This is a genomic window from Rhodococcus sp. YH1, assembly GCF_009939605.1.
Classification (GTDB): domain Bacteria; phylum Actinomycetota; class Actinomycetes; order Mycobacteriales; family Mycobacteriaceae; genus Rhodococcus; species Rhodococcus aetherivorans.
Window position 1 is genome coordinate 20200 of sequence record NZ_WVTE01000174.1, and the last position, 23778, is coordinate 43977.

Annotated in this window: 24 protein-coding genes; 6 read left to right on the top strand and 18 right to left on the bottom strand. The window is 70.6% G+C overall.

Annotated features, from left to right (window positions below; translation table 11 throughout):
• Positions 1-66 precede the first annotated feature (66 nt).
• The 3 genes from AIIKEEIJ_RS13850 to dmpG are packed head-to-tail and all read left to right on the top strand — an operon-like array spanning position 67 to position 2890.
• Positions 67-897, top strand: a complete 831-nt coding sequence (locus AIIKEEIJ_RS13850; RefSeq protein WP_161995892.1) for a fumarylacetoacetate hydrolase family protein — start codon at positions 67-69, stop codon at positions 895-897.
• Positions 894-1871 (top strand): acetaldehyde dehydrogenase (acetylating), encoded by a 978-nt coding sequence (locus AIIKEEIJ_RS13855; protein ID WP_161995893.1) that lies wholly within the window; start codon positions 894-896, stop codon positions 1869-1871. Before AIIKEEIJ_RS13850 ends, AIIKEEIJ_RS13855 begins: the two co-directional genes overlap by 4 nt.
• Entirely contained in the window at positions 1868-2890 is a 1023-nt protein-coding gene (gene dmpG, locus AIIKEEIJ_RS13860; RefSeq protein ID WP_161995894.1) for a 4-hydroxy-2-oxovalerate aldolase, read from the top strand. The genes AIIKEEIJ_RS13855 and dmpG overlap by 4 nt, the downstream gene beginning before the upstream one ends.
• On the opposite strand, the gene AIIKEEIJ_RS13865 is transcribed toward dmpG, so the two are convergent.
• Together AIIKEEIJ_RS13865 and AIIKEEIJ_RS13870 are read right to left on the bottom strand one after the other, a co-directional pair.
• Entirely contained in the window at positions 2887-3807 is a 921-nt protein-coding gene (locus tag AIIKEEIJ_RS13865; RefSeq protein WP_161995895.1) for a metallophosphoesterase, read from the bottom strand. The genes dmpG and AIIKEEIJ_RS13865 overlap by 4 nt on opposite strands.
• A gap of 132 nt (positions 3808-3939) precedes the next feature.
• On the bottom strand, positions 3940-4734 hold the full coding sequence (locus tag AIIKEEIJ_RS13870) for a hypothetical protein (RefSeq protein ID WP_006933093.1): 795 nt from the start codon (positions 4732-4734) through the stop codon (positions 3940-3942).
• 202 nt (positions 4735-4936) lie between these two features.
• On the opposite strand from AIIKEEIJ_RS13870, the gene AIIKEEIJ_RS13875 reads away from it, so the two are divergent.
• Positions 4937-5353, top strand: a complete 417-nt coding sequence (locus tag AIIKEEIJ_RS13875; protein WP_029542672.1) for a CoA-binding protein — start codon at positions 4937-4939, stop codon at positions 5351-5353.
• Positions 5354-5437: 84 nt separating this feature from the next.
• On the opposite strand, the gene AIIKEEIJ_RS13880 is transcribed toward AIIKEEIJ_RS13875, so the two are convergent.
• Both AIIKEEIJ_RS13880 and AIIKEEIJ_RS13885 read right to left on the bottom strand, forming a co-directional pair.
• Positions 5438-5731, bottom strand: coding sequence for an SHOCT domain-containing protein (locus AIIKEEIJ_RS13880; RefSeq protein ID WP_161995896.1), 294 nt, complete (start codon positions 5729-5731; stop codon positions 5438-5440).
• A gap of 55 nt (positions 5732-5786) precedes the next feature.
• Positions 5787-6236: a DUF6325 family protein gene (locus tag AIIKEEIJ_RS13885; protein ID WP_140188452.1), complete on the bottom strand. Its 450-nt coding sequence runs from the start codon at positions 6234-6236 to the stop codon at positions 5787-5789.
• Between the two features lie 249 nt (positions 6237-6485).
• Here AIIKEEIJ_RS13885 and AIIKEEIJ_RS13890 point away from each other — a divergent pair, with 249 nt between their 5' ends.
• Together AIIKEEIJ_RS13890 and AIIKEEIJ_RS13895 are read left to right on the top strand one after the other, a co-directional pair.
• The gene (locus AIIKEEIJ_RS13890; protein WP_006933103.1) at positions 6486-6911 is read left to right on the top strand and encodes a DUF7144 family membrane protein; all 426 of its coding nucleotides are present in this window, start codon (positions 6486-6488) and stop codon (positions 6909-6911) included.
• A gap of 116 nt (positions 6912-7027) precedes the next feature.
• Positions 7028-8812 (top strand): alpha/beta-hydrolase family protein, encoded by a 1785-nt coding sequence (locus AIIKEEIJ_RS13895; RefSeq protein ID WP_238406354.1) that lies wholly within the window; start codon positions 7028-7030, stop codon positions 8810-8812.
• 173 nt (positions 8813-8985) lie between these two features.
• Here AIIKEEIJ_RS13895 and AIIKEEIJ_RS13900 read toward each other — a convergent pair whose 3' ends face one another.
• The 14 genes from AIIKEEIJ_RS13900 to AIIKEEIJ_RS13965 all read right to left on the bottom strand — a co-directional run bounded on the left by AIIKEEIJ_RS13900 (position 8986) and on the right by AIIKEEIJ_RS13965 (position 23705).
• The gene (locus tag AIIKEEIJ_RS13900; RefSeq protein WP_006933107.1) at positions 8986-9516 is read right to left on the bottom strand and encodes a flavin reductase family protein; all 531 of its coding nucleotides are present in this window, start codon (positions 9514-9516) and stop codon (positions 8986-8988) included.
• 4 nt (positions 9517-9520) lie between these two features.
• The gene (locus tag AIIKEEIJ_RS13905; RefSeq protein WP_006933109.1) at positions 9521-10309 is read right to left on the bottom strand and encodes an SDR family oxidoreductase; all 789 of its coding nucleotides are present in this window, start codon (positions 10307-10309) and stop codon (positions 9521-9523) included.
• The gene (locus AIIKEEIJ_RS13910; RefSeq protein ID WP_139310991.1) at positions 10306-11448 is read right to left on the bottom strand and encodes a LuxR C-terminal-related transcriptional regulator; all 1143 of its coding nucleotides are present in this window, start codon (positions 11446-11448) and stop codon (positions 10306-10308) included. Before AIIKEEIJ_RS13910 ends, AIIKEEIJ_RS13905 begins: the two co-directional genes overlap by 4 nt.
• A gap of 68 nt (positions 11449-11516) precedes the next feature.
• Positions 11517-13601, bottom strand: coding sequence for a hydantoinase/oxoprolinase family protein (locus AIIKEEIJ_RS13915; protein ID WP_202917016.1), 2085 nt, complete (start codon positions 13599-13601; stop codon positions 11517-11519).
• A 2-nt stretch (positions 13602-13603) separates the two neighbouring features.
• Positions 13604-15403 carry a hydantoinase B/oxoprolinase family protein gene (locus tag AIIKEEIJ_RS13920; protein ID WP_065922788.1) on the bottom strand — a complete coding sequence of 600 codons (1800 nt, stop codon included), beginning with the start codon at positions 15401-15403 and terminating at the stop codon, positions 13604-13606.
• Between the two features lie 16 nt (positions 15404-15419).
• Positions 15420-16577 (bottom strand): M24 family metallopeptidase, encoded by a 1158-nt coding sequence (locus AIIKEEIJ_RS13925; RefSeq protein WP_161995898.1) that lies wholly within the window; start codon positions 16575-16577, stop codon positions 15420-15422.
• Entirely contained in the window at positions 16574-17941 is a 1368-nt protein-coding gene (locus AIIKEEIJ_RS13930) for a styrene monooxygenase/indole monooxygenase family protein (RefSeq protein WP_161995899.1), read from the bottom strand. The genes AIIKEEIJ_RS13925 and AIIKEEIJ_RS13930 overlap by 4 nt, the downstream gene beginning before the upstream one ends.
• A gap of 36 nt (positions 17942-17977) precedes the next feature.
• Positions 17978-19471, bottom strand: coding sequence for a glutamine synthetase family protein (locus tag AIIKEEIJ_RS13935; protein WP_043800073.1), 1494 nt, complete (start codon positions 19469-19471; stop codon positions 17978-17980).
• 31 nt (positions 19472-19502) lie between these two features.
• A complete protein-coding gene (gene fdxA / locus AIIKEEIJ_RS13940; protein ID WP_161995900.1) occupies positions 19503-19835 on the bottom strand; it encodes a ferredoxin in 333 nt (110 codons plus the stop codon).
• Between the two features lie 19 nt (positions 19836-19854).
• Complete coding sequence (locus tag AIIKEEIJ_RS13945) at positions 19855-20838, bottom strand: FAD-dependent oxidoreductase (protein ID WP_161995901.1); 984 nt, start codon at positions 20836-20838, stop codon at positions 19855-19857.
• Entirely contained in the window at positions 20828-21535 is a 708-nt protein-coding gene (locus AIIKEEIJ_RS13950; RefSeq protein WP_161995902.1) for a glutamine amidotransferase-related protein, read from the bottom strand. The genes AIIKEEIJ_RS13945 and AIIKEEIJ_RS13950 overlap by 11 nt, the downstream gene beginning before the upstream one ends.
• Complete coding sequence (locus AIIKEEIJ_RS13955) at positions 21532-21807, bottom strand: hypothetical protein (RefSeq protein ID WP_029542639.1); 276 nt, start codon at positions 21805-21807, stop codon at positions 21532-21534. The genes AIIKEEIJ_RS13950 and AIIKEEIJ_RS13955 overlap by 4 nt, the downstream gene beginning before the upstream one ends.
• A 10-nt stretch (positions 21808-21817) precedes the next feature.
• Positions 21818-22408 (bottom strand): aromatic-ring-hydroxylating dioxygenase subunit beta, encoded by a 591-nt coding sequence (locus tag AIIKEEIJ_RS13960; RefSeq protein WP_140188445.1) that lies wholly within the window; start codon positions 22406-22408, stop codon positions 21818-21820.
• A gap of 13 nt (positions 22409-22421) precedes the next feature.
• A complete protein-coding gene (locus AIIKEEIJ_RS13965) occupies positions 22422-23705 on the bottom strand; it encodes an aromatic ring-hydroxylating oxygenase subunit alpha (protein WP_140188444.1) in 1284 nt (427 codons plus the stop codon).
• Positions 23706-23778: the final 73 nt, after the last annotated feature.

A 23778-nucleotide genomic window follows, 5' to 3' on the forward strand; every position in this document is an offset into this window, starting at 1 on the left:
AGTGGGCAGACCAATTCCCTTCGACCTTCCGGGACCGCCATGACCCCCTCCCCAGGAACCGACCGCATGCCGGCTCCGCCCTCCGCCGGCGGCGCCGCGACGGACGATCCGGCTGTACACGCGGCCTTCGTCCGGATCGACCACGCGGTGCGCACCCACTCACCGTGCCCGCCGGTGCGTGACCTCATCGGCAGCTCCGATATCGAGCGCGCCTACGCGGTCCAGACGAAACTGAACGCGGCACGCACGGCCGCCGGCGCTCGTGTGGTCGGTCGCAAGATCGGGCTCACGTCACCGGCGGTCCAGCGGCAACTCGGCGTGGACCGGCCCGACTTCGGTGTCCTGTTCGACGACATGCAGTACACCGAGGACGAACCCGTGCCCTTCCACCGCCTGCTGCAACCGAAGGTCGAGGCGGAGATCGCCTTCGTGCTCGGGCAGGACCTCGCCGACGGCCCGCTCGACGACCGGCGCATCCGCGACAGCGTCGACTACGCCGTCGCCGCCCTCGAGATCGTCGACAGCCGGATCGCAGGCTGGGACATCACCTTCGGGGACACGGTCGCCGACAATGCCTCGTCCGGGCTGTTCGTCCTCGGCACCCGGCGCCGCGGGCTCGACGAGTTCGAACCGGTCGACACCGAGATGGCGATGCGTGTCGACGGCGCGGCGGTGTCCACCGGGAACGGCGCGGCCTGCCTGGGCGACCCGCTGCGGGCCCTGGCGTGGCTCGCCGACACCGCCCGCCGGTTCGGTGAACCGCTCCGCGCCGGGCAGATCGTCCTGTCCGGGGCCCTCGGGCCGATGGCGCCCGTCCACCCCGGCTCCACCGTCACCGCGGACATCACCGGACTCGGTTCGGTGACCGCGACCTTCACCGAGGAGGACCACACATGAGCACCCGCAGAACACAGGTGGCCGTCATCGGCTCCGGCAACATCGGCACCGACCTGATGATCAAGGTGATCCGGAACTCGACCAATCTCGAGATGGGCGCCATGGTCGGCATCGACCCGGAGTCGGACGGCCTGGCCCGCGCCCGCCGGCTGGGTGTCCCCACCACCGCCGACGGCGTGGCGGGTCTGATCGGCCTGCCGAACTTCGACGAGATCGGCTTCGTGTTCGACGCGACGTCGGCACGGGCGCACCGGGCAAACGCCCGGGCGCTCGAACCCTACGGCAAGCGGCTGATCGACCTCACGCCCGCAGCGATCGGCCCCTTCGTCGTTCCGGCCGTCAACCTCGACGCACACCGGCACGCCCCGAACGTCAACATGGTCACCTGCGGTGGGCAGGCAACCATCCCCGTCGTGGCGGCGGTCTCGCGCGTCACGCCCGTCGCCTACGCCGAGATCGTCGCATCCATCGCGTCGAAGTCCGCCGGACCCGGCACCCGCGCGAACATCGACGAGTTCACCGAGACGACGGCGCACGCGATCGAGTCGGTCGGCGGCGCGGCCCGGGGCAAGGCGGTGATCGTCCTGAACCCTGCCGAGCCGCCACTGATCATGCGGGACACCGTGTTCTGCCTGATCTCCGAGCCGAGCGCAGTCGTGCACGACGCCGTCCGGGAGTCGATCGAGCGGATGGTCGCCGACGTCGCCGCCTACGTGCCGGGCTACCGGCTCAAGCAGCGGGTGCAGATCACCCCGGTTCCGCAGGGGCAACCGGTGCATACCCTGCTCGCCGACGGCGCCCCGGCCACACCCACCCACCAGGTGTCGGTATTCCTCGAGGTCGAGGGTGCCGCCCACTATCTGCCCGCGTACGCGGGCAACCTCGACATCATGACCTCGGCCGCCCTGCGGTTCGCGGAGGCCGCCGCCGAGACGGACACCGCGCGCGCGGCAGAACTGGAGACCACCCGATGACGACCGAACTGTTCATCCAGGACGTCACGCTCCGGGACGGGATGCACGCCGTTCGGCACCGCATCACCCCGGACGACGTGGGCCGTATCGTGGCCGCGCTGGACGCGGCCGGTGTCGACGCCATCGAGGTCGCCCACGGCGACGGACTGGCCGGGGGCAGCCTCAACTACGGACCGGGCAGCCACACCGACTGGGAGTGGATCGAGGCCGCGGCCGCGAACGTGTCCCGGGCGCGCCTCACCACCCTGCTCCTGCCCGGGATCGGCACGATCCGCGAACTCGAGCACGCCTACCGGCTCGGGGTCCGCTCGGTGCGCGTGGCCACGCACTGCACCGAGGCGGACGTCTCGGCCCAGCACATCGCCACGGCCCGCGAGCTGGGCATGGACGTCTCCGGATTCCTCATGATGAGCCACATGGCACCGCCCGCCGAACTGGCGCGACAGGCGAAGTTGATGGAGTCCTACGGCGCGCACTGCGTCTACGTGACCGACTCCGGCGGTCGTCTGACCATGGACGGGGTACGCGAACGGGTTCGGGCCTACCGGAACGTGCTCGACCCGGGCACCGAGATCGGTATCCACGCCCACGAGAATCTGTCGTTGTCGGTGGCGAACTCCGTGGTCGCCGTCGAGGAAGGTGTCACTCGCGTCGATGCCTCCCTGGCCGGACACGGCGCCGGGGCCGGCAACTGCCCGCTCGAGGCGTTCGTCGCCGTCGCCGACCTGCAGGGCTGGACCCACGGCAGCGACCTGTTCGCGCTGCAGGACGCCGCCGACGACCTGGTCCGGCCGCTTCAGGATCGGCCGGTCCGGGTGGACCGCGAGACCCTCACCCTCGGCTACGCCGGCGTGTACTCCTCGTTCCTCCGCCACGCGGAAGCAGCGTCCGAGCGTTACGGCATCGACGTGCGCACCCTCCTGCTCGAGGTCGGGCGGCGCGCGCTCGTCGGCGGGCAGGAGGACATGATCGTGGATATCGCCCTCGGCCTGTCGGGGGAACGTGCGGCGCGCGCCTAGACGCGGACGGTGACGTCCGGGTTCTCGGGAATGCGGCTCCCGGCCTCGGCGAGACGCTGCGCCGCGTCCTCCGCGGTGGACGGCCGGCCGGTGGTGATGTAGCTGCCGGTCGGCACCACGGAGTGGACGATGGTGTCCGGGTAGACGTGCACGAGATTGAAGCCCTGGGCACCGTCGTGGCCGCGCTGGCACCCGGCCGGAACGTTGAGGTCCTGGGTGTAGCACGTCGAGGAGGCCACGGAGACGGGGATGTCGGCGAAGGTCGCGGTCGTGGTGTAGTGCAGGTGCCCGGCGAGGATGGTGCGCACGTCGGTGCCGCGCAGCACCTCGGCGAGGCCGGCCTGGTCGCGCAGCTCGACGAGCACGGCCTGGTCGAACACGCTGGGCACCGGCGGGTGGTGCATGGCGAGGATGGTGCCGAAGCGCGCCGACGTCTCGAGTTCCTGCGCCAGCCAGTTCAGCTGTTCCTGCGAGATCTCGCCGTGGTGGAAGCCGGGCACCGAGGTGTCGAGGGTGATGATGCGCAGGCCGTTGACGTCGTATACGCGGTCGATCGGGCCGGTGGACGGCGCTTGATCCAGCAGCAGTTCGCGGAAGGTGGCGCGGTCGTCGTGGTTGCCCATGGCCCACACGATCTGCGCGCCGAGTGCCTGCGCGACGGGCTCGACGAGGCCGCGCAGCTTCGAGTAGGCGTCGGGCTGGCCGCGGTCGGCGAGGTCGCCGGTGAACACGAGCGCGTCCGGCTGTACCTGGGACGCGCGGATGTCGGCGAGAATCTGCCGCACCCGGGCGTCGGCGTCGACCGTCCCGTAGAGCAGTTCGTCTCCGCCGACCAGGTGGGTGTCGGTGATGTGCAGCAGGGTGTGCGAGGGCCTCGGGTATTCGGCTATTCGCTCGGCCCCACGAGGGCTGCCCATGATCTCTCACTTCCGTTCGCCGACGTGCTCAGGGGCACACGTCGAGTATGACCATAGTCGAACGGGTTCGGGTTGCCCTTGGGCACCCCGGAGTCGACGCGACGGCGAACAGGGCGGAAACCTCGGGTGCCGTCAGGCGAGATGCGCCCCCAACGGCGTGGATTCCGGCTGGTCGAGGCGCCAGAACATGCCGCCGTCGCACGATTCGACGTCACCGCTGAGGTAACTGGCGACGGCGACGGCGGCGGTGGTCGGATCGGGAAACCGTCGGCCCTCCATCGGACCGGCCGTGATCTCGAGGACGCCGGTGGCGGGGTCGAACCGCCCCTTCACCCGGTAGCCGTCCCAGTCGGCGAGCACCGGCAGCCGCGGGTCCTCGGCGACCTCGGGTTCGGCTGCCCCGCGTGCCTTGCCCGAGGCGCTCGCCTTGCGCGCGCGGTTGCGGGCGAGCCGCTCCTGCTCGGCCTCGGCCGCGTCGTCGTCGGTGTAGCGGGTGGTGTCCTTGGCCGGCGTCAGGCCGAGCAGGTCCCAGCGGTCCTTGCCGTGGGCGACGCTGCTGAGCGGGATGGCATGGCTTCCGGTGCGGGTCCGGCCGCGCGCATCGGCCATCCAGATGTCGACCTCGGCGGCGATCCCCGCCGCGACCTCGTCGGACGGCAGCACGAAGTACGTCACCGGGGTGCTCCCCAGGTCCACGAAGACCCAGAACTGCGAGCCCGTGTCGTCGGCGTCCGGCAGGGCGTCCTGCCGTCGCGCCTGCCAGTCCCCGTCGATCTTGGCGCGGACGCGCACGATGCAGCTGTTCCCGTCGACGCCCCACACCTGGACCGGGTTGCGCGGCAGGTGCTCGAGCCGCTCGGCGCGGCCCCCGCGCTGGATGACCTCGGAAATGAAGGCTTGGATGCCTCGACCGGCCGTATCTTGCACTCGACTGCGTCCATTTCTGTGCTGCGCCCCGTACGCATCGGTGAGCTGTGTTGCGACGGGTCCAACGCGGCACGACTCGAGTTTCTGTACTCCAGAGTACGGGCAGGGGTTCGGCGGTGACCGGACGAGTCGGCCTTCGGTGGGTCGGACCGGGTGCCGCGACGACGTCCGCCCCGCGCCGACGAGGGGTAATTTTGCTGCCATGAGCACGTCCTGGCAGGACCCGAAGGCTGTGAACCTGATGCTCGACGACTGCGACACCTGGGCGGTGGTCGGGCTGTCCGGCAATCCCGGCCGGACCGCGTATCGGATCGCGCGCCTGTTGCAGGAGCGCGGCAAGCGGATCGTCCCCATTCATCCGAACGCGCCGACGGTGCTCGGCGAGCAGGGCTACGCGTCCCTCGCCGACGTCCCGTTCCCGGTCGAGGTGGTCGACGTGTTCCGCCGGTCGGAGTCGGCGGGCGAGTTCGCCGACCAGGCCGTCGCGATCGGCGCGAAGGGAGTGTGGTTCCAGCTCGGCGTGATCGACGAGGACGCGTTCCGGCGCACCACCGAGCAGGGCGTGGCGATGGTGATGGACGCGTGCCCGGCGATCGAGTGGGGCAGGCGGCGCGGCTGAGCCCGCTGCTGCGCCGCGGCGTCGCCCTCGCTGACCGGCCGCCCGCCGGCGACGGCCGGCGGGCGTGCCGATCGAGCGGAGGGGTCAGGACGCCAGGATCCGGGCCTTCTCGGCCTCGAACTCGGCCTCGGTGAGCACGCCTTGTGTTTTCAGCTCGGCGAGGTCCTTCAATGCGGCGATCCGGTCCGTCCCTCCCGGGGCCGCCGGGGCGGTCGGCGCCGGGGCAGGTTCGGGCGGGTACTGCGCATCGCGGTCGTATGGAGCCTGCTCCTGCGCCGCCCACCGCTGGCCCTGCCGCCGGGACACCCGGTTGGACACGGCGGTGGCGGTTCCGGCCACCACGGCGGTACGGGCGACTCCGCGAAGCAGTCCGGGCATGGTGCACTCCTCGGGTACTCGAATGGTATGTCGATTCGAATTGCTCTGTTCTACTTCAGCTTTCAGATCCAAGGGCGTCCAGAGACGACAGGATGCTCTGCACCGGGATGCGGCCCGACGCGACGAGCTGGGCGCCGTTGCGACGCAGTGCCCGCGCGAAGGGCGCGGCCCAGGTGTTCTCGTAGACCAGGACGGCTGCCGAGCAGCCCGGCTCGAGCGCGGCTCCGGCTTCCTCGAAGTCGGTGTCGTCGAGCAGACCCGAGGCGGCCTCCGCGAACAGGGTCACGTCGATCTCGCCCTCGAGCCCGACCTCGGCGATGTCGATGCCGGCGACGGAGCCGTCGGGGTCCTTGCGGACGAACGCCAGGTCCAGCACGCGGATGATGCCGCGCTCGACGAGGTCGCGCAGGAGCGGTAGCGCCGACCCGTCGGGAGGGCGATCGGCAGGAAACTCGATGACGAGATAGTCGACCGGACCCATCTCGTCGATGTCGGAATCGGTCACCAGGAGCCTCGTTTCAGCGACGGAACCAGTGTTCGGCGGGCGCACCACCCCACCACCTGTTCGACGATAGTCCGCGCGCGGCAACCCGCATCAGTTTTTGCACATGTGGTATCGGGACACCGACCCGCCCCCGGCGCATGCCGGTCTCGTGACCGCTTCGAAACGGGAGAAAGGCCCAAAGCCACTGCAGAGAAACAGAGCCGAAGCGCACACTGGGCGATACCAGTCCCGCCTCGGAAGGGGAGCATCATGTCTCAGAACGTGCGTGCCGATCAGGAAGGCATGTCCGTCAAACAGGGCATCGCCGCGGGGACGTCGATCGGGGCCGCGGTCATCATGGCCACGATCGGCATCCTGCAGTTCTTCCAGGGGATTGCGGCGGTGGCCGAGGACGAGGTGTTCGTCCAGGGCCAGGAGTACACCTTCAAATTCGACCTCACCACCTGGGGGTGGGTCCACATCGTCTTCGGCGTGGTGATGGTGGTCGTGGGCATCGCCCTGATCAGCGGCGCGACGTGGGCACGAGTGTCGGCAATTGTCATCGCTGCGCTGTCGATCCTCGCGAACTTCCTGTGGCTCCCGTACTACCCGTGGTGGTCGATCCTGATCATCGCGCTCGACGTGGTGGTGATCTGGGCGATCTCGACCTGGAACCCGCGAGCCGACTACTACTGACCAGGGCGAGGAGGAGATCCGGACCTTCGTTCCCCTGCTGATCGAGAAGTCGGCCTGGCGCGAAATCGGGAATGCTTCTCGCTCGTCCCGGACCGGTCGCACATAGGCGGACAGCAATGGCACCACAGGGAACCGGGGCCCAGGACGATTCGGCGCCGAGCGCGCCCGACACGGCGACCACCGGTGCAGGTCTTCCCGGCTCCGGACATCGCACCGCGACCGTGGAGGCCGCGGCAGGAGACGACGAGAGCCGGTCGCCCGAGACCGTGGGCCGCCGGAAGCTGCTGTACGTCACCCTTCCGGGGTGCTGGGGCGCACTGATCTTCGCCTGCTTGTCGTTCACGCCGTCGCTGCTACCACGCGGAGGCCTGCTCCAGGGCATGATCTGTGGCATTACTGCCGCGATCGGCTACGGGTTGGGGGTGTTCGCGGCGTTCGTGTGGCGCGCATTCGCCGACCGAGGCCCTCGACGTCCGCGGCGCGGCTCCTGGCTGGTCTTCCTCGTCGCCGCGGCGGTGCTTTTCGTCGGCTCCTTCGCCATCGGTCAGTACTGGCAGCACGAGATCCGCGTGTTGATGGGGGTCACCGAGTACAACGTCGCGCTCGTGGTCCTCTCCCCCGTCGTGGCTGCAGTGATGTTCGGTCTCCTCCTGGCGGTCGGGCGCGGCGTCCGGGGCTTGTATCGCTGGCTGGCCGCTCTGCTCAACCGGTGGATCGGACATCGCGCGGCGACCGTGGTCGGGTGGCTCGCGGTCGCCTGGCTCGTCTATGCGGTCGTGTCGGGTGTGCTGCTCGGTGGCCTCGTCGGTGTCGCCAACTCGGCGTTCTCGGTGCGGGACACCATGACCCCGGAGGGCATACAGCAGCCCACGACCGGCCTGCGTTCGGGCGGACCGGGATCGGTGGTGCCGTGGGAGTCGTTGGGGTGGCAGGGGCGCAGCTTCATCGGCTCCGGCCCCTCCACGGAGGAGCTCACACAGTTCGCCCAACGCCCGGCCCTGGAGCCGATCCGGACCTATGCCGGACTGGCGTCGGCCGACGACTCCGAATCCCGGGCGGCGTCGGCGGTCGAGGACCTCAGCCGTGCCGGAGGTTTCCAGCGGGGGAACCTGCTGGTGATCACCACCACGGGAAGCGGGTGGGTGGACCCGGCGCTGGTGGATTCGTTCGAGTATCTCACCGGTGGCGACGCGGCGACCGTGGCGCTCCAGTACTCGTACCTGCCGTCGTGGATCTCCTATCTGGTCGATCAGTCGAAGGCCCGGCAAGCCGGTCGCGATCTGTTCGACGCGGTCTACGACGTGTGGTCGAAACTGCCACAGGACAACCGCCCCCGGCTGTTCGTCGCCGGAGAGAGCCTCGGCTCGTTCGGCGGCGAGACCGCCTTCAGCGGCGAATACGATCTGCGCAACCGCACCTCGGGGACGCTGTTCGTCGGCCCCCCGAACTTCAACACCCTGTTCCGGGAATTCAGCGATCGGCGTGCCCCGGGCAGCCCGGAGATCGAGCCGGTCTACCAGAACGGACGCACGGTGCGGTTCACCAACGATCCCCGGACGGAGATTCCTCCTGCGGACACGCCCTGGGACGGCAGTCGGGTCCTGTACCTGATGCATCCGTCCGACCCGATCGTCTGGTGGAGCCCGAATCTGATCCTCGGCGAACCGGACTGGATCGGTCAGCCACCCGGACAGGATGTGCTCGAGGAGATGTTCTGGATGCCGTTCGTGACGTTCTGGCAGGTCACCGCGGACCTGCCGTTCTCCACCGGTGTCCCGGGCGGCCACGGCCACAAATACACCTCCGGGTACGTCGACGGATGGAACGCGGTCATGCAACCGACGGGGATCACCCCCGAGCAACTCACCACCCTCCGGACGATCATCGAAGCCGGCGAGTAGGACAGGAAGGGGCGTTCCGGTGGCGATGATTCGAGTGATGTTCCGGCACCGAATCTTCCGAGACCCGGGGAACCACCTGCTCGTCGACGTCGACGACAGTCCGACCAGGGCGTGGCGGTAGTGATGGACGCGCGCCCGGCCGTCGGGTGCGGCAGGCGGCGCGGCTGACGGCCCTACCGAGCGGCCGGCGAGCGGGCGACGCACCCGGGCACGGCCTCCCGGGGTGCCGCGAGCCGGTAGCTGCCGGCGTGGAACAGCAGCGGCTCGTCCTCTCCCCGTTCGTACTCCCGCACCCGGCCGACGAAGATGGTGTGATCGCCCTCCACGTAAGCATTTTCGCGGGTGCACACGAACCGGGCGAGGCATCCGCCGAGCAGCGGCACCCCGCCGGGCCCCTCGTCGACCGGCAGCCCGGCGAACTTGTCCTCGGCGGGCCGGGAGAACCGCTGCGACAGCCCCTGCTGCTCGACCCCCAGCACGTGGACTGCGAAATACTCGGCGGTGCAGAACGTTTCATAGCTGGGCGCCCGGTTGGCGAGGCAGAACAGCAGCAGGGGCGGATCGAGCGACAGGGAGGTCAACGAGTTCGCGGTGATGCCGGCCCGCCGGGCGCCGGCACCGCGCGCGGTGATGACGGTGACGCCGGTGGCGAACTGACCGAAGGCGTTGCGCAGGTCGCGGAGATCGAGTCCGTGGGTGGTCATGGCGTCACTCCTGTCCGGCGAGTTCGGCCATGAGCTGATCGGCCCGTTCGGGGCCCATGGCGGTGTAGCCGCCGTCGACGGCGTAGTCGGCTCCGGTGACGAACGACGCCTCGGGCGAGAGCAGGAACCGCACCACGGCAGCCACCTCCGCCGGGTCGCCGGTGCGGCCGAGCAGGTGCAGCGGCGCGGCCACCCGGTCGGCCTTGACGCGGTCCCCGCCGGAGAGCTGGTCGATGGCGTTGGACCAGGTCCAGCCGGGCGAGACGGAGTTGACGCGGATGCCGTCGGCGGCGAGGTCGAGGGCCATGTTGCGGGTGAGCTGGACCATGGCGGCCTTGCTGACGGGGTACGTCCAGCGCCCGGCCTGCGCGACGCGCGCGGAGGTGGAGGTGAAGTTGACGACGGCGGCCCGGTCGGAGCGGCGCAGCCACGGCAGCGCGAGCCCGGTGAGGACGGCGGCGCTGACGACGTTGACGTCGAGGGTGGCGAGCCAGTCGGAGCGGGTGGAGGCGGGCCCGTTGTCGCGGTAGACGCAGGCGAGGTTGACGAGGTGGTCGATGCCGCCGTGACGGTCGGCGATCGCGGCGACGGTGCCGGCGAGGGCTTCGTCGTCGGTGAGGTCGGTGCGGTGGAAGCTCGCCTGCTCGCCCAGCCGGTCGGCGACGGCTCCGCCGGCGGGATCGACGTCGACGATCGCGACGGACCAGCCGTCCTTGGCGAGGGCTTCGGCGACGGCCGCGCCGATCATGGTGGCGCCGCCGGTGACGACGGCAGTGGGGGCGGTGGTGGTCATGGCTGCTCCGGGGTCGTGGGGCGCGGTCCGTCGTCGGCGGGTTCGCCGGTGAGGGCGGCGCGGGTGAGCTCGAGCCGGGATCGGATCCCGAGCTTGCGGTAGGTGGTCTTGAGGTACTGCTTGACGGTGTAGCGGCTGAGGAAGAGCTTCTCGGCGATCTGCTGGTCCTGCAGGCCCGCGACGGCGAGGGCGGCGATCTCGCGTTCGCGGGCGGAGAGCTGCGAGGCGAGGTGGTCGGGCAGCGCGGCGACGCCCGGTGCGGCGGGCAACAGCTCGAGCAGTGCCACGACGCGGCGGGCGCCGCCCCGGTCGGTGACGCAGCTCTGCACCTGCAGGTGCCGGGACACCCCGTCGAGGCGCACGTCCAGGACGAACGTCTGCCGCATGCCGGCGTCGGCGTCGCGGCCGGGCCCGCCGGCTTCGATGAGCCCGGTCAGCCAGAGCGTGGGCTCGCTGATGCCGACCCGGCCGAGCAGGGCCCGCGCGGCGGCGTTGACCTGGCGTTGCCCGGTGGCGAGATCGAGGATGACCGTGGCCTCGCTCGACAGGTCGAGCGCGGCCCACAGGTCGTCCTGCACGGCGCGGGCCGCCTCCCGCCGGGCCACCTCGGTGACCGCGACACCCACGAGACGGCCCAGGGCGCCGGCGACGGCGATCTCCGCGGGCGACGCCAGCGCGAGCCGGTCGTTGTCGGCGAAGTTGAGGGTGCCGACGACGTGGCCGCGTTCGATGATGGGCGCCTCGAGCACCATCCGCATGTCGTGCAGGCGGGCCACGTCGCGGAAGAACGGGGACTCGGTCCACGTGTTCTCGCTCATCAGCCGGCTGCTGTGGGTGGGGCGGCGGCGTTGCTCGAGCGTGCGCAGCACGGGGTCCTGGTGGCGGCCGAGTTCCTCGTACAGCGTCAGGAAGCGTTCGCTGACGCCCTCCGCGGCGGCCAGCGGGGTGCGGCCGGGCGAGTCGCCGAACAGGTAGATGCCGAAGGCCCGGGACGGCAGCACCCGCGGGACGAGGTCCATGCACAGGTCCTGGATCGCCTCGACCGTGTCGACGGCGAGGAGGGACTCGGCGACGTCGGCGAGATCGGTCGCGACGGTGCGATCGTCGTCGTCACCGTCGAACGGGAACTCGATGTCCATGGCCCCCTGCACCTCCTCGGCCGCCCGTGCGGCGGCCTCCACTCTCGTATCGGCAACCCGCCCGGCGTTCAGGACGCCGCCGGCCGGTAGCGGAGGACGAACGACCCGCGGTCGTCGACCTCGACGGCGAACTCGTCGGGCACCACGACGCTGCTGGTGCCCAGTTCGATGATCGCCGGCCCCTCCAAGTGTGCGCCCACGCCGAGGCCGTGCCCGTCGCACACCGCGGCCTCGACCATCGTCCGGTGCAGCACCGACCAGATCGGGCGGGTGCCGATCCGCCCGGTGCCGTCGCCGGTGGGCACGACGGCGCTGTCGAGGCGCGGCTTGGGGGTGGTGCCGACGACGCTGAGCCGGATGTTGAGCACGTCGATCGGCATGTCCGGGGAGCGGTAGCCGAACAGGGTGTCGTGCATGGCGTGGAACCGCTCGGCGACGTCGGCGAGGTCGACGCCGTCGAGGGACGACGGGTCGAGCGGCACGTTGATCTCGTACCACTGGCCGCGGTAGCGCATGTCCAGCGAGGGTTGCAGGGTCACCTCGGTGTCGGCGACGCCTTCCTCGGCGAGGATCTTGCGGCCGCGCATGGCCATGTCGTGCCAGATCCCGAGGAGTTCTCCGGTGTCGAGGGCGGCGAGTTCGGCCTTGTGGCTCTGCACGAAGTCGTGCTGGAAGTCGCACACGAGCATGCCGGCGGCGCAGAAGATCGACGACTCGCGCGGGGTGACGAGCACGGGGATCTCGAGTTCGCGGGCGATGGCGGCGGCGTGGACGGGCCCGGCTCCCCCGGCGACGACGATCGGGAAGTCGCGGGCGTCGAGACCGCGGCGGACGGTGATCTCCCGGACACCGGCGGCCATGCCGACGTTGACGACGTCGTAGATGCCGGCGGCGGCCTCCTCGACGGAGATGCCGAGGGGTTCGGCGACGTCGCGGCGGATCGCCTCGATCGAGGCCTGCCGGTCGAGGGGGATGTCGCCGCCGAGGAAGCTCGCGGGGTCGACGTAGCCGAGGACGACGTCGGCGTCGGTGACGGTGGCGCGGGTGCCGCCGCGGCCGTAGCAGGCGGGTCCGGGGACGGCGCCGGCGCTCTCGGGGCCGACGCGCAGCAGGCCGCCCTCGTCGACGTAGGCGATGCTGCCGCCGCCGGCGCCGATGGTGTGGATGTCGACCATGGGCAGGGCGATGCGGCCGCGGTCGATCTGCCCGTCGGTCATCACGAGCGGCCGGCCGTCGTTGACGACGGCGGCGTCGAAGCTGGTGCCGCCCATGTCGACGGTCAGGCAGCGGTCCCAGCCGTGCGGGGCGACCTCGAGCAGGCCGGCGGTGGGCCCGGACGCCGGGCCGGACAGCAGCGACAGGGCGGCACGGCGGGCCAGCTCGTCGGGGGTGGCGACGCCGCCGTTGGACTGCATGAGCAGCAGGATGCCGGTGAATCCCGCCGCGTCGAGCGCCTCGGTGAGCACCCGAAGGTAGCGCGTGATGATCGGTCCCGCATAGGAATTGAGCACGGCGGTGCTGGTGCGGTCGTAGTAGCGCACCTGCGGCAGCAGCTCGCTCGAGCGGGTCAGGTACACGCCGGGCAGCTCGGCGGCGAGGATGTCGGCGGCCTGTCGTTCGTGCTCGTCGCCGGCGTGCGAGTGCATGAACGACACCGCCACGGCCTCGACGCCCTCGCGCCGGAACAGTTCGGCGGCGGCACGCACGTCGTCGGTGGCGAGCGGGGTGACCTCGGTGCCCTCGTGGTCGAGGCGGCCGCCGACGGGCCGGCGCAGCGCCCGGGGCACGAGCGGCGCCGGCGGCGTGAGCCGGTTGTCGTAGGCGTCCTCGCGGGTGCCGTCGCGCATCTGCAGCACGTCGCGGAAGCCCTCGGTGGTGAGCAGGCCGGTCTTGGCGCCGGTGCGGGTGAGCAGGGCGTTGGTGGTGACGGTGGTGCCGTGCACGATGGTGTGGACCTGCGCGAGCAGGCCGGTGAGGGTCTCCCCGCGCCGCTCGGCGATCTCGGTCAGGCCCTTGACGACCGCGGTGGACGGGTCGGAGGGGATGGAGCTGGTCTTGTGCACGAGCCGGGTGCCGTCCTCGTGGACGACGAGGAAGTCGGTGAAGGTGCCACCGACGTCGACTCCGATGCGGATGCTGGGTGTTGCCGACATGGTCACTGTCCGCCTTTCCGGGTGTTGCGCAGCTGAGCGGTTGCCTCGGCGTCGAGGGTGCGGGTGGCGGCGTCGACGACGACGCCGTAGCGGATGCGGGCCTGTTCCGCGGAGAGCAGTTCGTTGCGGACCTCGTCGGCGACGAGGTCGGCGGGCCGCAGCAGCGGGTCGCCGTAGCCGGCGCCGCCGCCGCTGACGGAGCGGACCACCGAGCCGGACGGGAGCTCGACGAGTTCCTTCGACCCCCACTCGTGGGTGGTGCCGTCGGGGTATTCGACGGTCATGCGGTTCATGCCGGAGGGGCCGCCGCCGAACAGGCCGGCTCCGGGGGCGCCGCCCTCGGATTCGACGGATTCGCCGATGGTGACGCCGATTTCGGAGTCGCCGTAGCAGCGCCACGCCGAGCGGGTGCCGAGGCCGCCGCGCCACTGGCCGGCGCCGGCCGAATCCGGTAGGTACTCGTGATATTCGAGGAAGTGCGGGCTCGACAGCTCGAACATCTCCGGGTCCGGGGAGCGCATCTGCCCGGCGGTGCCGGTGAAGCCGAGCGCGTCCCACCCGTCGGTGCCCTTCATGGCGCCGGGGCCGTTGCGCTGGAACACGGTGAGGGTCACGAACGGCTGTTCGGTGCGCGGGTCGGTGCCGTTGAGGGCGGTGCAGATGAATTTGTTCCACCCTGCGGTGACGCGGTCCGGCAGGGCGTCGGCGAGGGCCGACATGATGGCGTCGACGACCTCGTCGCACATCTGGTTGCCGAAGATGGTCGCGGCCGGGAAGTGCGGGTTGAGCAGCGAGCCGGGCCGGAACACGGTGTGCACGGGCCGGAACAGGCCGTCGTTGGTGGGGATGTTGATGCCGCCGGCGGCGACGAGCATGAGGAACGCGATGCGCACGGCGCCCATCGCGGAGGCGGGCGGCATGTTGGTGATGCCGGGGGCCTGATCGTCGGTGCGGGAGAAGTCGAAGGTGACCTCGTCGCCGGAGACGGTGATGTCGCAGGCGACCTTGTAGCGGCGAGTGGGGTCGAGGCCGTCGGAGATCATCCAGCTCTCGCCGTGGTACACCCCGTCGGGCCAGCGGCCGATCTCGGCCCGGACCTGCTTCTCGGAGCTGTCGAGGATGTAGTCCATGTGGGCGTCGAAGGTGCCGCGGCCGTAGCGGCCGAGCAGTTCGACGAGGCGGCGCGAGCCCACGGTGCACGCGCCGACCATGGACTTGATGTCCTCCATGACGAAGTCGATGCGGATGTTGGCGCCGACGAAGTCCCACACGTCCTTGCGCAGCACTCCCCCGGCCATGATCTTCACGGGCGGGATGCGCAGGGCCTCCTGCCAGATCTCGGTGGCGCTGGGGTTGTAGCCGCCGATGGTCATGCCGCCGATGTCGGCCATGTGGCCCTTGGCGGCGGCCCAGCCGACGAGTTCGCCCTCGTGGAAGATGGGCAGGTAGACGCCGGTGTCGGCGTTCTGGTTGCCGCCGGTGTAGACGTCGTTGTGGAGGATGACGTCGCCCTCGGCGATGTCGTCGCCGAAGTAGTCGATGATGTATTCGAGTGGCGGCTGGGCGCCGAAGGCGATGATGGCGGCGAACTCGGCCTGGGCGAGGGTGCGGCCGTGCTTGTCGAACAGCACCGTCACCAGGTCGCCGATCTCGTTGAAGATCGGCGAGCGGGACGAGCGCATCAGCATCGTCGCCATCTCCTTGGCGATGGCGTCGACGCGCCGCTGCAGCACCGACGCGAGGATCGGGTCGATGGCGGTGCCGCCCGCCGTGCCGGCGGTGGGGCGTTCCAGGGTGGTCATGATTGCTCTACCTCTCTCAGACCCGGTACAGCTCGGTCGGAAACTTGGACAGGGTGCGGGTGCGCCCGGCCTCGACGACGCAGGTGTCGGCCATGTAGCCCATGGCGCCGGAGTCGGCGTCCCACAGCATGGGGTGCAGGGCGATCACCATGCCCTCGGCGGTGGCGGTGACGGCCTCGTGGTTCTCGTTGTCCTGCACCATCTCCAGGCCCACCCACGGCTCCTCGAGCACGTCGAGGCCGACGCCGTGGCCGGACCAGTAGGACGACCTGACCCCGTGCTGCTCGATCGCGGCGATGACGTCGCGCTGCACACCGGACATCGTGGTGCCGGGGCGCAGGGCGGCGCTTCCGGCGGCCATGCCGGAGCACACCGCGTCGGCGAGGCGCTGCACCTCCGGCGTGGGCGGGGCGAAGGTGACCATGCGGGACAGTTCCATCCAGTAGCCGGCGGGCCCGACGAGTTCGTAGCTGAAGGTGAACACGTCGTGGGCGGTGAGTTCCCGGCCGCCGGGGGCCCCGAACGTCGGGCACGGGCCGGTCGGCTCGTCGTCGGCGTACATGGTGAGGAACAGCGGGTCCTCGGCGCCGAGCGAGTAGGCGACGCGGTACATCTCGGCGGCGACGGCGCGTTCGGTCGTGCCGGGGCGGGCGATCTCGAGCAGCCGTTCGAAGCAGCGGTCGGCGATGTACGCGGACTCCTCGGCGCCACGGATCTCGGCGGCCGTCTTCACGGCGCGGACCTGCTCGAACATCGCACTCGCGTCCTCGAACACGGTGCCGGGCAGCTCCTCGGTGAGGTGCAGGTAGTCCTCGACCTTCATGACCTGCCCCATGCCGACGATGCCGACGCGGGCCGGTGCCGCACCCCGGGTGAGGGTCTTGACGAGCGCCTCGGAGAGTTTCTCGGCGTAGACGTAGTCGTCGATCCAGCCGGTGCGGGGCCGGCGGCCGCCCTCGAGGTTCTTCGGCAGCACGAGGGTGGGCGCGGCGCCGGGGTGCAGGACGGCGTAGCCGTAGCGGTGCGAGAGGTTGTAGTCGGCGAGGTAGCGCAGGGCGCCCTTGTGGCCGCGGTAGTCGGCGGCGGCGAACAGCAACGCGTCGTAACCGTCGCGCTCCATCCGCTCGTGCAGCAGCCGCCAGCGCCGGTCGCGCTCGGCGAGGGTGGCGATCACGCGCTCACCGCCCGCGGGAAGTGGCTGCCGCGCAGCGTGTTCCGGACCTGCCCGGCGAGGATCTTCGCGGTGCCGGCGGCGACGACCGCGCCGGGGCGGCGACCGGTGTGCTCGCCGATCCACCGGTCGGCGGCCGCGCGCTCGGTGAGCCACGGGAAGGCGGTGGGAGGCGCGTCGAAGACCTGCGCGAAGCGGGTGGCGAGGCGCTGGTCGGCGAAGCACGCGGTGAGCACCCGCTGCGGTGTCTTGCCGAGCGGTTCGAGGAGCAGGTTGGTGAACCGGTAGGTGCCGGCGATGTGCTCCTCGTAGACGCCTTCGAAGGTGCGGGTGATCCATTCGGCGTCGAAGGGTCCGTCGCCGCGGGCGAGGAGGGCGTCGAAGTAGTGCCCGGCCTGCCGGATGCCGGAGCCGGCGCCCTGACCGGCGACGGGGTCGTAGGCGACGGACGTGTCGCCGAGGCTCATCATCGGCCGGCCGCCCGGGGTGGTGCCCAGCCCGGAGCGCACGGACGGGGTGACCCGGCCCTTGAGCCACGAGTGCGGGTCGTCGAGCATCGGCTCCATGTTCCGCATCGACGGCCAGTCCCACGGGGCGTAGTCGCGGGCCAGGCGCGAGGCGGTCGCGAAGGCCTGCTCGACGGTGGTGACGTCGGCCCAGCAGTCGAACGGGCCGCCGGGCTTGGCCTCGAACACCAGGCACCAGACGTTCTCGCCGGACTTGTGCAGGAACGGCACCCAGAAGATCTCCCCGGCGTCGCCGAAGAGGTTGAAGCACACGCCCGTCGAGCCCTCGACACGGTTGGGGAAGGCGGTGCCGTCGGTGGGGATGCCGCGCACGAGCACCATGGCGAGGTTGCGCTGCGGGGTGTCGTAGACGCTGCGCCGCGCGTCGCGGGCGAACAGCGACGACAATCCGTACTTGCCGGTGGAGACGACGGTCAGGTCGCTGCCGGCGGCGATGTCGTCGAGGTCGTCGGGCTGCACCGATGTCACGACGATGTTGCCGCCGAGTTCGGCCAGGCGCACCATCCGGTCGTACGACTTGCGGCGCACGTCCACGGCACCGCCGGCGGCGTCGCCGAGCGCGGAGCCGAAGTGCACCAGCTCCTGCCCGATCTTCGGACTGAAGCACACGTGCAGGGCGTCCATCGGCACGCCCTTGTCGTCGTAGCCGGGGCAGCCGAGCCGCAGCTCGGTGGCGACCGAGCGGTGGAACAGGGCCGCGGTGCCGGTCGGGGAGGTCTCGTGCAGGATCTCCTCGGCGGTCTTGTCGGTGTAGAGGGCTACTTGGAAGCCGTTGGCCTGCAGGGCCATCGACAGGAGGGTTCCGGCCTGGCCGGCCCCGATCACGGAGATTCTTCTCATGGCGGTCATCCCTTGTGCCGGTGGGTGGAGCGGTGGTCAGAAGAGTTCGAAGTACTCGCGGTGTTCCCACTCGGTGACGGTCTCGGCGTAGCCCTGCGGGTCGGGCTGCTCGGCCAGGTGCGCTTCGTAGCGCGAGACCTCGCTGGACTTCATGGTGACGAGGTAGTCGACGAACCGGTCGCCGAACGCCTCCCGGTAGAACCGGCTCGCCCCCAGGGCCGCGAGCCCTTCCTTCAGGCTCGTGGGCAGGTGCGGAACGTCGGCGGCGTACGGATCCACCGACGGGGCACCCGGCTCGGTCTTGTTCTTGATGCCGTCGAGCCCCGCGGCGGCCTGCGCCGCGATGTACAGGTACGGGTTGGCGGCGGGCTCGCCGACGCGGTTCTCGACATGTGAGGCCTTGTCACCGGGGGCGCTGATGACGCGCATCATCGCGGCCCGGTTGTCCAGGCCCCACGTCAGCCGGTCCGGGGCCAGGGAGTACGGGCGACGGCGGCGGTACCCGTTGATCGTGGGCGTCATGAACGGCGACGCGGCGGCGGCGTGGGCCAGGGTGCCGCCGACGTAGTGCCGGCCGATGTCGGACAGCAGCTCCCCCTCCCCCGGCACCATGACGTTCTCGCCGGTGACGGTGTCGACCAGGGAGGTGTGCAGGTGCCAGCCGCTGGCGTAGAAGCCGGGGATGCCCGGGGTGGACATGAAGGAGGCGAGGTAGCCACCGCGGCGGCAGATCTGCTTGACGGCGGAGCGGAACAGCAGCATCGAATCCGCGGCGGCCATGCCCTCGAGCACGTCGAAGGTGGTCTCGACCTGGCTCGGCGCCCACTCGTCGTCGATCGAGCGCAGCGGCAGCCCGAGCGCGGTGACGGCCTGTCGCACCGGGCGCAGCACGTCGTCGATCTCGTCGAGATGCGATTCGAGGAGGTAGTTGTAGCCGCGGGCGACGGCCGCGACCTCCGGCGGGTCGGCGGGCATCCCGGGGGCACCGAGGGAGCCGGTGACGAGCTTGTCGTCGAGGACGCGGGTGAGATACCACTCGACCTCGAGGCCGGTGATCAGGTGGTAGCCGGCGCTTTCGAGCTGGGCGAGGGTGTTGCGCAGGATGCTGCGGGGGGAGAACGGGAAGGGGCTGCCGTCGCGGAAGTACAGGTCGCACAGCACCCAGCCGGTGTCCGGCGCCCACGGCAGCACCCGGAAGGTGGTGGGGTCCGGAACCATGGTGAGGTTCGGGCTGCCGGACAGCTCGGGCATGTCGAACCCGCCGCCGGGGCTGAACGGGTTGAAGACGATGGCGTTGGCGGTGTCGAAGAAGAACGGCGCCATGGTGATCTCGGTGCCGGACTCGAGCGCCGCCAGGTAGCTGTCGACGGTCATCGTCTTGCCGCGGATCAGGCCGTGCTGATCCGGCCAGGCCAGGCGGACCATCTCGATACCCTTCTCCGCGAGAAGGTTCCGGGCGCGGTCGGCGGCCTCCTGCTGCGCGGCGTCGTACAGGGCGTGGCGGGCGACGAACTTGGCTGAAGTGGACATGCGGTCCTCCGTGAGGGGTGGGTTCGTGGGGTCAGTCGCGTGCCACGACGAGCGGGGTGTCGACCCCGATCGGGCCGGTGTGCACCGCCCCGCCCGGGGAGCCGAGCGGGACGTCGCGCCCGGGCAGCACCGAACTGAAGAAGACGGCGTTGTCCTCGAGATGGATGCGGGTGGTCTCGTCCACCCGGCGGTCGTTCGAGATGGCCTCCATCGGGCACACCGATTGGCAGGCACCGCAGTCGACGCATTCGAACGGGTGGATGTAGAGCTTGCGGGCGCCCTCGTAGATGGCGTCGACGGGGCATTCCTCCATGCACGACTTGTCCATGACGTCGGTGCAGGGTTCTCCGATGAAGTACGGCACGGTTCCTCCTGGGGGTGCGTCAGCTCGGGACGGGGCCGGCGTCGGTGGAGTGGCCGGGGAACAGCGGCGCATCGTCGTCGATGCGGTGCGCGATGTGGTTGACGGCGGTCGCGGCCTCACCGAAGCCGACGGACATCAGCCGCACCTTGCCGGGGTACTCGGCGATGTCGCCGGCGGCGTAGACGCCGGGGACGTTGGTGGCCATGTCGCGGCCGACCACGATGTGCTGACCGTGGAGTTCGAGGCCCCAGGTGCGCAACGGCCCGAGCTGGGCGGTGAAGCCGAGCGCGGCGATCAGCTTCTGCGCCGGCAGCCGCACGGTGTCGCCGTGCTCGTGGCGCAGGACCTCGACGAGTTCGAGACTGTCGGTGCCGTGTGCGGCGGTGACCTCGGCGTTGGTGTGGATGGTCGCGCCGCGGCGGCGCAGTTCGTCCACCGACGCGGCGTGCGCGCGGAAGCGGTCGCGGCGGTGCACGAGGGTGACGGACCCGGCGATCGGATGGAGGGCGAGCGCCCAGTCGAGGGCCGAGTCCCCGCCGCCGACGACCACGACGTCGCGGTCGCGGTAGTCGCCGAGGTCGGTGACGAAGTACGCGGCGCCGCGCCCGGCGTACCTGTCGGCGGCGTCGAGGGGCCGGGGCCGGAAGGACCCGATGCCGCCGGCGACGAGGACGGCGCGGGTGCGGATGCGCTCGTCGTCGTCGGTGCGGACGGTGAGCGCGTCGCCGTCGCGATCGAGGTCCACGGCCTGCCGGCCGAGGAAGTACTCGACGTCGTCGCCGGCCTGCTCGACGAGCTGCCGGACGAGGTCCTTGCCCTTCACCGCGGGCAGGCCGGCGACGTCGTAGATCTCCTTCTCCGGGTAGAGCGCGGCGACCTGGCCGCCGAGCTCGGGCAGCGCGTCGACGACGAGGGTGCGCAGGCCGCGGATGCGGGCGTAGTAGGCGGCGTACAGGCCGGTGGGGCCGGCACCGAGGATGAGCAGGTCGGCGTCAGTGTTCATGACCGGCTCCGGGACTCGGGCACAGCGCCGGGGCGAGCAGGTGCTCGACGAGGTCGGCGAGGTGATCACGGGAGGGATCAGCGAACTCCGGTGCTTTGTAACGGATTTCGTCGGGGTCGGCGCCGGCGGCGCGGACCTTGTCCGGCTCGCCGGCCATGAGCCCGGCGATGCCGTCGACGGAGCTCTCGGGGTGGTACTGCACCCCGATGGCGGAGCGGAACGCGAAGGCCTGCACGAAGTCCCGGGACCGGGCCAGGACGGTCACGTCGGGCGGCAGCTGGAAGGTGTCCCAGTGGAAGGAGAACCGGGTGCCGGTGAAATCGACGGGGTGATCCAGCCCCGCCCCGCAGGCGGTGACGTCGACGAAGCCGACCTCGGCACGGTCGCTGCCGCGCACCGCCGTGCCGCCGAGCGCGAGGGCGAGCAGTTGGGAGCCGAGGCAGATCCCGAGCGTGGGCACGTCGCCGGCCGCGGCGGTGCGCAGGAAGTCCCGTTCGCGCAGCAGGTAGTCGTGCGGGTCGTCGGCGGACTCCTTACCACCCAGGCAGATCACCGCGGCGGCCTCGTCCGGCGCGGGCAGCACGTCGCCGCGGAAGGGGCGGACGATCCGGATCGGGACGCCGTGATCGCGCACGACGTCGCTGAGGACGGTCAGGTCGGGGTCGTCGACGTGGGCGACGACGAGCAGGGGTTTCATACGGCACCTCGGGGTTCCAGAGTGTGTGTCCACGGTCGCCAGTGGTCGGTGGCGGCGAGGGCGCGCAGCAGGGCGACGGCGTCGGCGCGGTCGACGGCGATCCAGCTGCCGTCCGGGACGAGTTCGTAGGGGGTGAAGTCCCAGAACTGCGCGCGCCGGATCGCGTCGGCGACCTGCCGGTGGGCGGCGAGCTCGCGGTCGAGGCGGTCGACGCGCCGCGTGAGCCGGTCCACCTCGGCGCGCAGGCGGTCGAGTTCGGTGTTGTCGGTCATGGCGGGCCCGTCAGAGGACGAGGGTCAGGTTCTCGTGGCCGTGTTCGCAGTCGACGAGGTTGACCTGCCTGACCGCGATCCGCCACTGCTCGTCCCGGCGGACGAGTTCGTGCCCGCACCAGCCGGCGTACGTCTTGGTCGTGCCCGCCCGGAACTCGGTGATCAGGAAGTTCGATCGCACGAGCCGGCGGTCGGGTGCGTCGAGGACCTCGACGTTGGTGACGAGCCGCCGGGTGCGCGACGACGGGATCTGGCAGAACGCGAGTCCGGTGCGCAGCCAGTAGATCCGGTCCATCAGCCGGCGACGGTCGTCGAAGGCGTGGGACACCTCGCGCCGGGGGTCGCCGCCGCCGGGGGTGGTGGGCACCCAGTAGAGGCATTCGTCGGTGAACAGCTCCACCCAGTCGTTGAAGCGGCCGTCGTCGATCAGGCGCGCCTCCCGGTAGAGCAGGTTCTCGACCTCGGAGCGCACCCGCGGATCGGGTTCGCTCCAGTCCTCCTGCCAGGCCCCCATCAGCTCGGCCAGGTGGTCGTAGTAGGCGGAGTCCAGGTAGTACGAGTACCGGGAAGTGTCGTGGCGTTCGTTGCTCTGCACGGTCATCTGTCGTGTCCCTTCACCGGCTCATCAGCCGGAGCCATTCCTGGTAGTAGCCGCGCATGTGCAGCTCGTCGGTCACCGGCCCGGTCACGACGCCGTCGGCGTCGACCTTCTGCCGGCCCTCCACACCGAATCCGCGGTTCATCTGCACCCATGCGACCTCCGGGATGCTCAGGCCGCGCTGGGCCTCCTCGAAGTTGGCCTGGTCGTCGGGTTCGCCGAAGGCCGGGAAGTCCTCCTGGGTGCGCATGCGCAGGACGTTGACCTCGTCCGGGACACCGCCGACGGTGGTGGCGTACCAGGTGAGCTGGGTACGGTCCACGGCGAGCGGCTCGATCACCTGCACCTGGTTCCCGATGATGAGCAGGTTCGGGAAGATGTTGAGGTTGATCTGGGCGCCGACGGTCAGGTCGAGGTAGCGCAGCGCGTCGTCGGGGTACTCGCTGCGGATCAGCTCCTCGAACACCTCCCGCCCGGGTTGCGGGCGCTGGTTGGCCCAGAACGCGCCGGGGCCGTCGTAGCTGGGGCGCTGGTCGATGAAGGTATGTCCGTTGCCGAGGTACTGCGCGTACATGGGGCCGCGGTCGGGGGTGCGGCCGAAGTACGTCATGTCCTTGGACTCGCCGAGCCGTTCGGCCATCTGCAGCAGGGAGCGGTGCGAGAACGCCGGATGGTATCCGTCGCCGGCGTTGTCGTACGCCAGCTTCCAGTTGCCGCGGTAGACCATGCGGTGCGCGGAGTTGCGGAGGAACACCTCACCACCCGGGGCGCGGTCGATCCAGTAGTCGAGGGGTTCGCGGACCGGGCCGAGATGCTCGGCGAGCGGCGGCGCATCGGCGTTGAGGGTGCCGAAGACGAAGCCGCGGTAGCTCTCCACCCTCGGCACCACGCCGAGGTTCAGGTCGGTGCGCTCGAAGTCCGGTCCGTACGCGTCGGGCCACGGCACCCCCACGAGCTGCCCGGTGTTCTTGAAAGTCCATCCGTGATACGGGCATTGGAAGTTCTTGGCGGTGCCGCTCTCGTCACGGCAGACGGTGGCGGCCCGGTGGGTGCAGCGGTTGAACAGGGCGTGCAGCTCGCCGGCCCGGTCTCGGGTGACGATGATGGGGCGCAGACCCAGGTAGCCGGTGCGGTAGCTGTTGGGAGTGGGGACCTGGCTCTCGTGCGCGAGGTACACCCAGGTGCGGCCGAAGACGCGGCGCATCTCGTCGTCGAAGATCGACGGGTCGGTGTACAGCGTGCGGTGCACCCGGTCGTGCTGCACCAGCTCGTCGTACGAGTGGGTGGAACTCACGGTCATGGCTTTTGCCCTTTCGCCGAGGCGTCACGTGGCGGGATCGTTCGTCGTCGCCCGAGGTTCGGGCGGTTTCCGA

What these genes read in the sequence shown, in the direction of transcription:
- AIIKEEIJ_RS13850 (WP_161995892.1), top strand. Translation starts at nt 67, where the DNA reads ATGCCGGCTCCGCCCTCCGCCGGCGGCGCCGCGACGGACGATCCGGCT.
- AIIKEEIJ_RS13855 (WP_161995893.1), top strand. Translation starts at nt 894, where the DNA reads ATGAGCACCCGCAGAACACAGGTGGCCGTCATCGGCTCCGGCAACATC.
- dmpG (WP_161995894.1), top strand. Translation starts at nt 1,868, where the DNA reads ATGACGACCGAACTGTTCATCCAGGACGTCACGCTCCGGGACGGGATG.
- AIIKEEIJ_RS13865 (WP_161995895.1), bottom strand. Translation starts at nt 3,807, where the DNA reads ATGGGCAGCCCTCGTGGGGCCGAGCGAATAGCCGAATACCCGAGGCCC.
- AIIKEEIJ_RS13875 (WP_029542672.1), top strand. Translation starts at nt 4,937, where the DNA reads ATGAGCACGTCCTGGCAGGACCCGAAGGCTGTGAACCTGATGCTCGAC.
- AIIKEEIJ_RS13880 (WP_161995896.1), bottom strand. Translation starts at nt 5,731, where the DNA reads ATGCCCGGACTGCTTCGCGGAGTCGCCCGTACCGCCGTGGTGGCCGGA.
- AIIKEEIJ_RS13890 (WP_006933103.1), top strand. Translation starts at nt 6,486, where the DNA reads ATGTCTCAGAACGTGCGTGCCGATCAGGAAGGCATGTCCGTCAAACAG.
- AIIKEEIJ_RS13895 (WP_238406354.1), top strand. Translation starts at nt 7,028, where the DNA reads ATGGCACCACAGGGAACCGGGGCCCAGGACGATTCGGCGCCGAGCGCG.
- AIIKEEIJ_RS13900 (WP_006933107.1), bottom strand. Translation starts at nt 9,516, where the DNA reads ATGACCACCCACGGACTCGATCTCCGCGACCTGCGCAACGCCTTCGGT.
- AIIKEEIJ_RS13905 (WP_006933109.1), bottom strand. Translation starts at nt 10,309, where the DNA reads ATGACCACCACCGCCCCCACTGCCGTCGTCACCGGCGGCGCCACCATG.
- AIIKEEIJ_RS13910 (WP_139310991.1), bottom strand. Translation starts at nt 11,448, where the DNA reads ATGGACATCGAGTTCCCGTTCGACGGTGACGACGACGATCGCACCGTC.
- AIIKEEIJ_RS13915 (WP_202917016.1), bottom strand. Translation starts at nt 13,601, where the DNA reads ATGTCGGCAACACCCAGCATCCGCATCGGAGTCGACGTCGGTGGCACC.
- AIIKEEIJ_RS13920 (WP_065922788.1), bottom strand. Translation starts at nt 15,403, where the DNA reads ATGACCACCCTGGAACGCCCCACCGCCGGCACGGCGGGCGGCACCGCC.
- AIIKEEIJ_RS13930 (WP_161995899.1), bottom strand. Translation starts at nt 17,941, where the DNA reads ATGAGAAGAATCTCCGTGATCGGGGCCGGCCAGGCCGGAACCCTCCTG.
- AIIKEEIJ_RS13935 (WP_043800073.1), bottom strand. Translation starts at nt 19,471, where the DNA reads ATGTCCACTTCAGCCAAGTTCGTCGCCCGCCACGCCCTGTACGACGCC.
- AIIKEEIJ_RS13945 (WP_161995901.1), bottom strand. Translation starts at nt 20,838, where the DNA reads ATGAACACTGACGCCGACCTGCTCATCCTCGGTGCCGGCCCCACCGGC.
- AIIKEEIJ_RS13950 (WP_161995902.1), bottom strand. Translation starts at nt 21,535, where the DNA reads ATGAAACCCCTGCTCGTCGTCGCCCACGTCGACGACCCCGACCTGACC.
- AIIKEEIJ_RS13955 (WP_029542639.1), bottom strand. Translation starts at nt 21,807, where the DNA reads ATGACCGACAACACCGAACTCGACCGCCTGCGCGCCGAGGTGGACCGG.
- AIIKEEIJ_RS13960 (WP_140188445.1), bottom strand. Translation starts at nt 22,408, where the DNA reads ATGACCGTGCAGAGCAACGAACGCCACGACACTTCCCGGTACTCGTAC.
- AIIKEEIJ_RS13965 (WP_140188444.1), bottom strand. Translation starts at nt 23,705, where the DNA reads ATGACCGTGAGTTCCACCCACTCGTACGACGAGCTGGTGCAGCACGAC.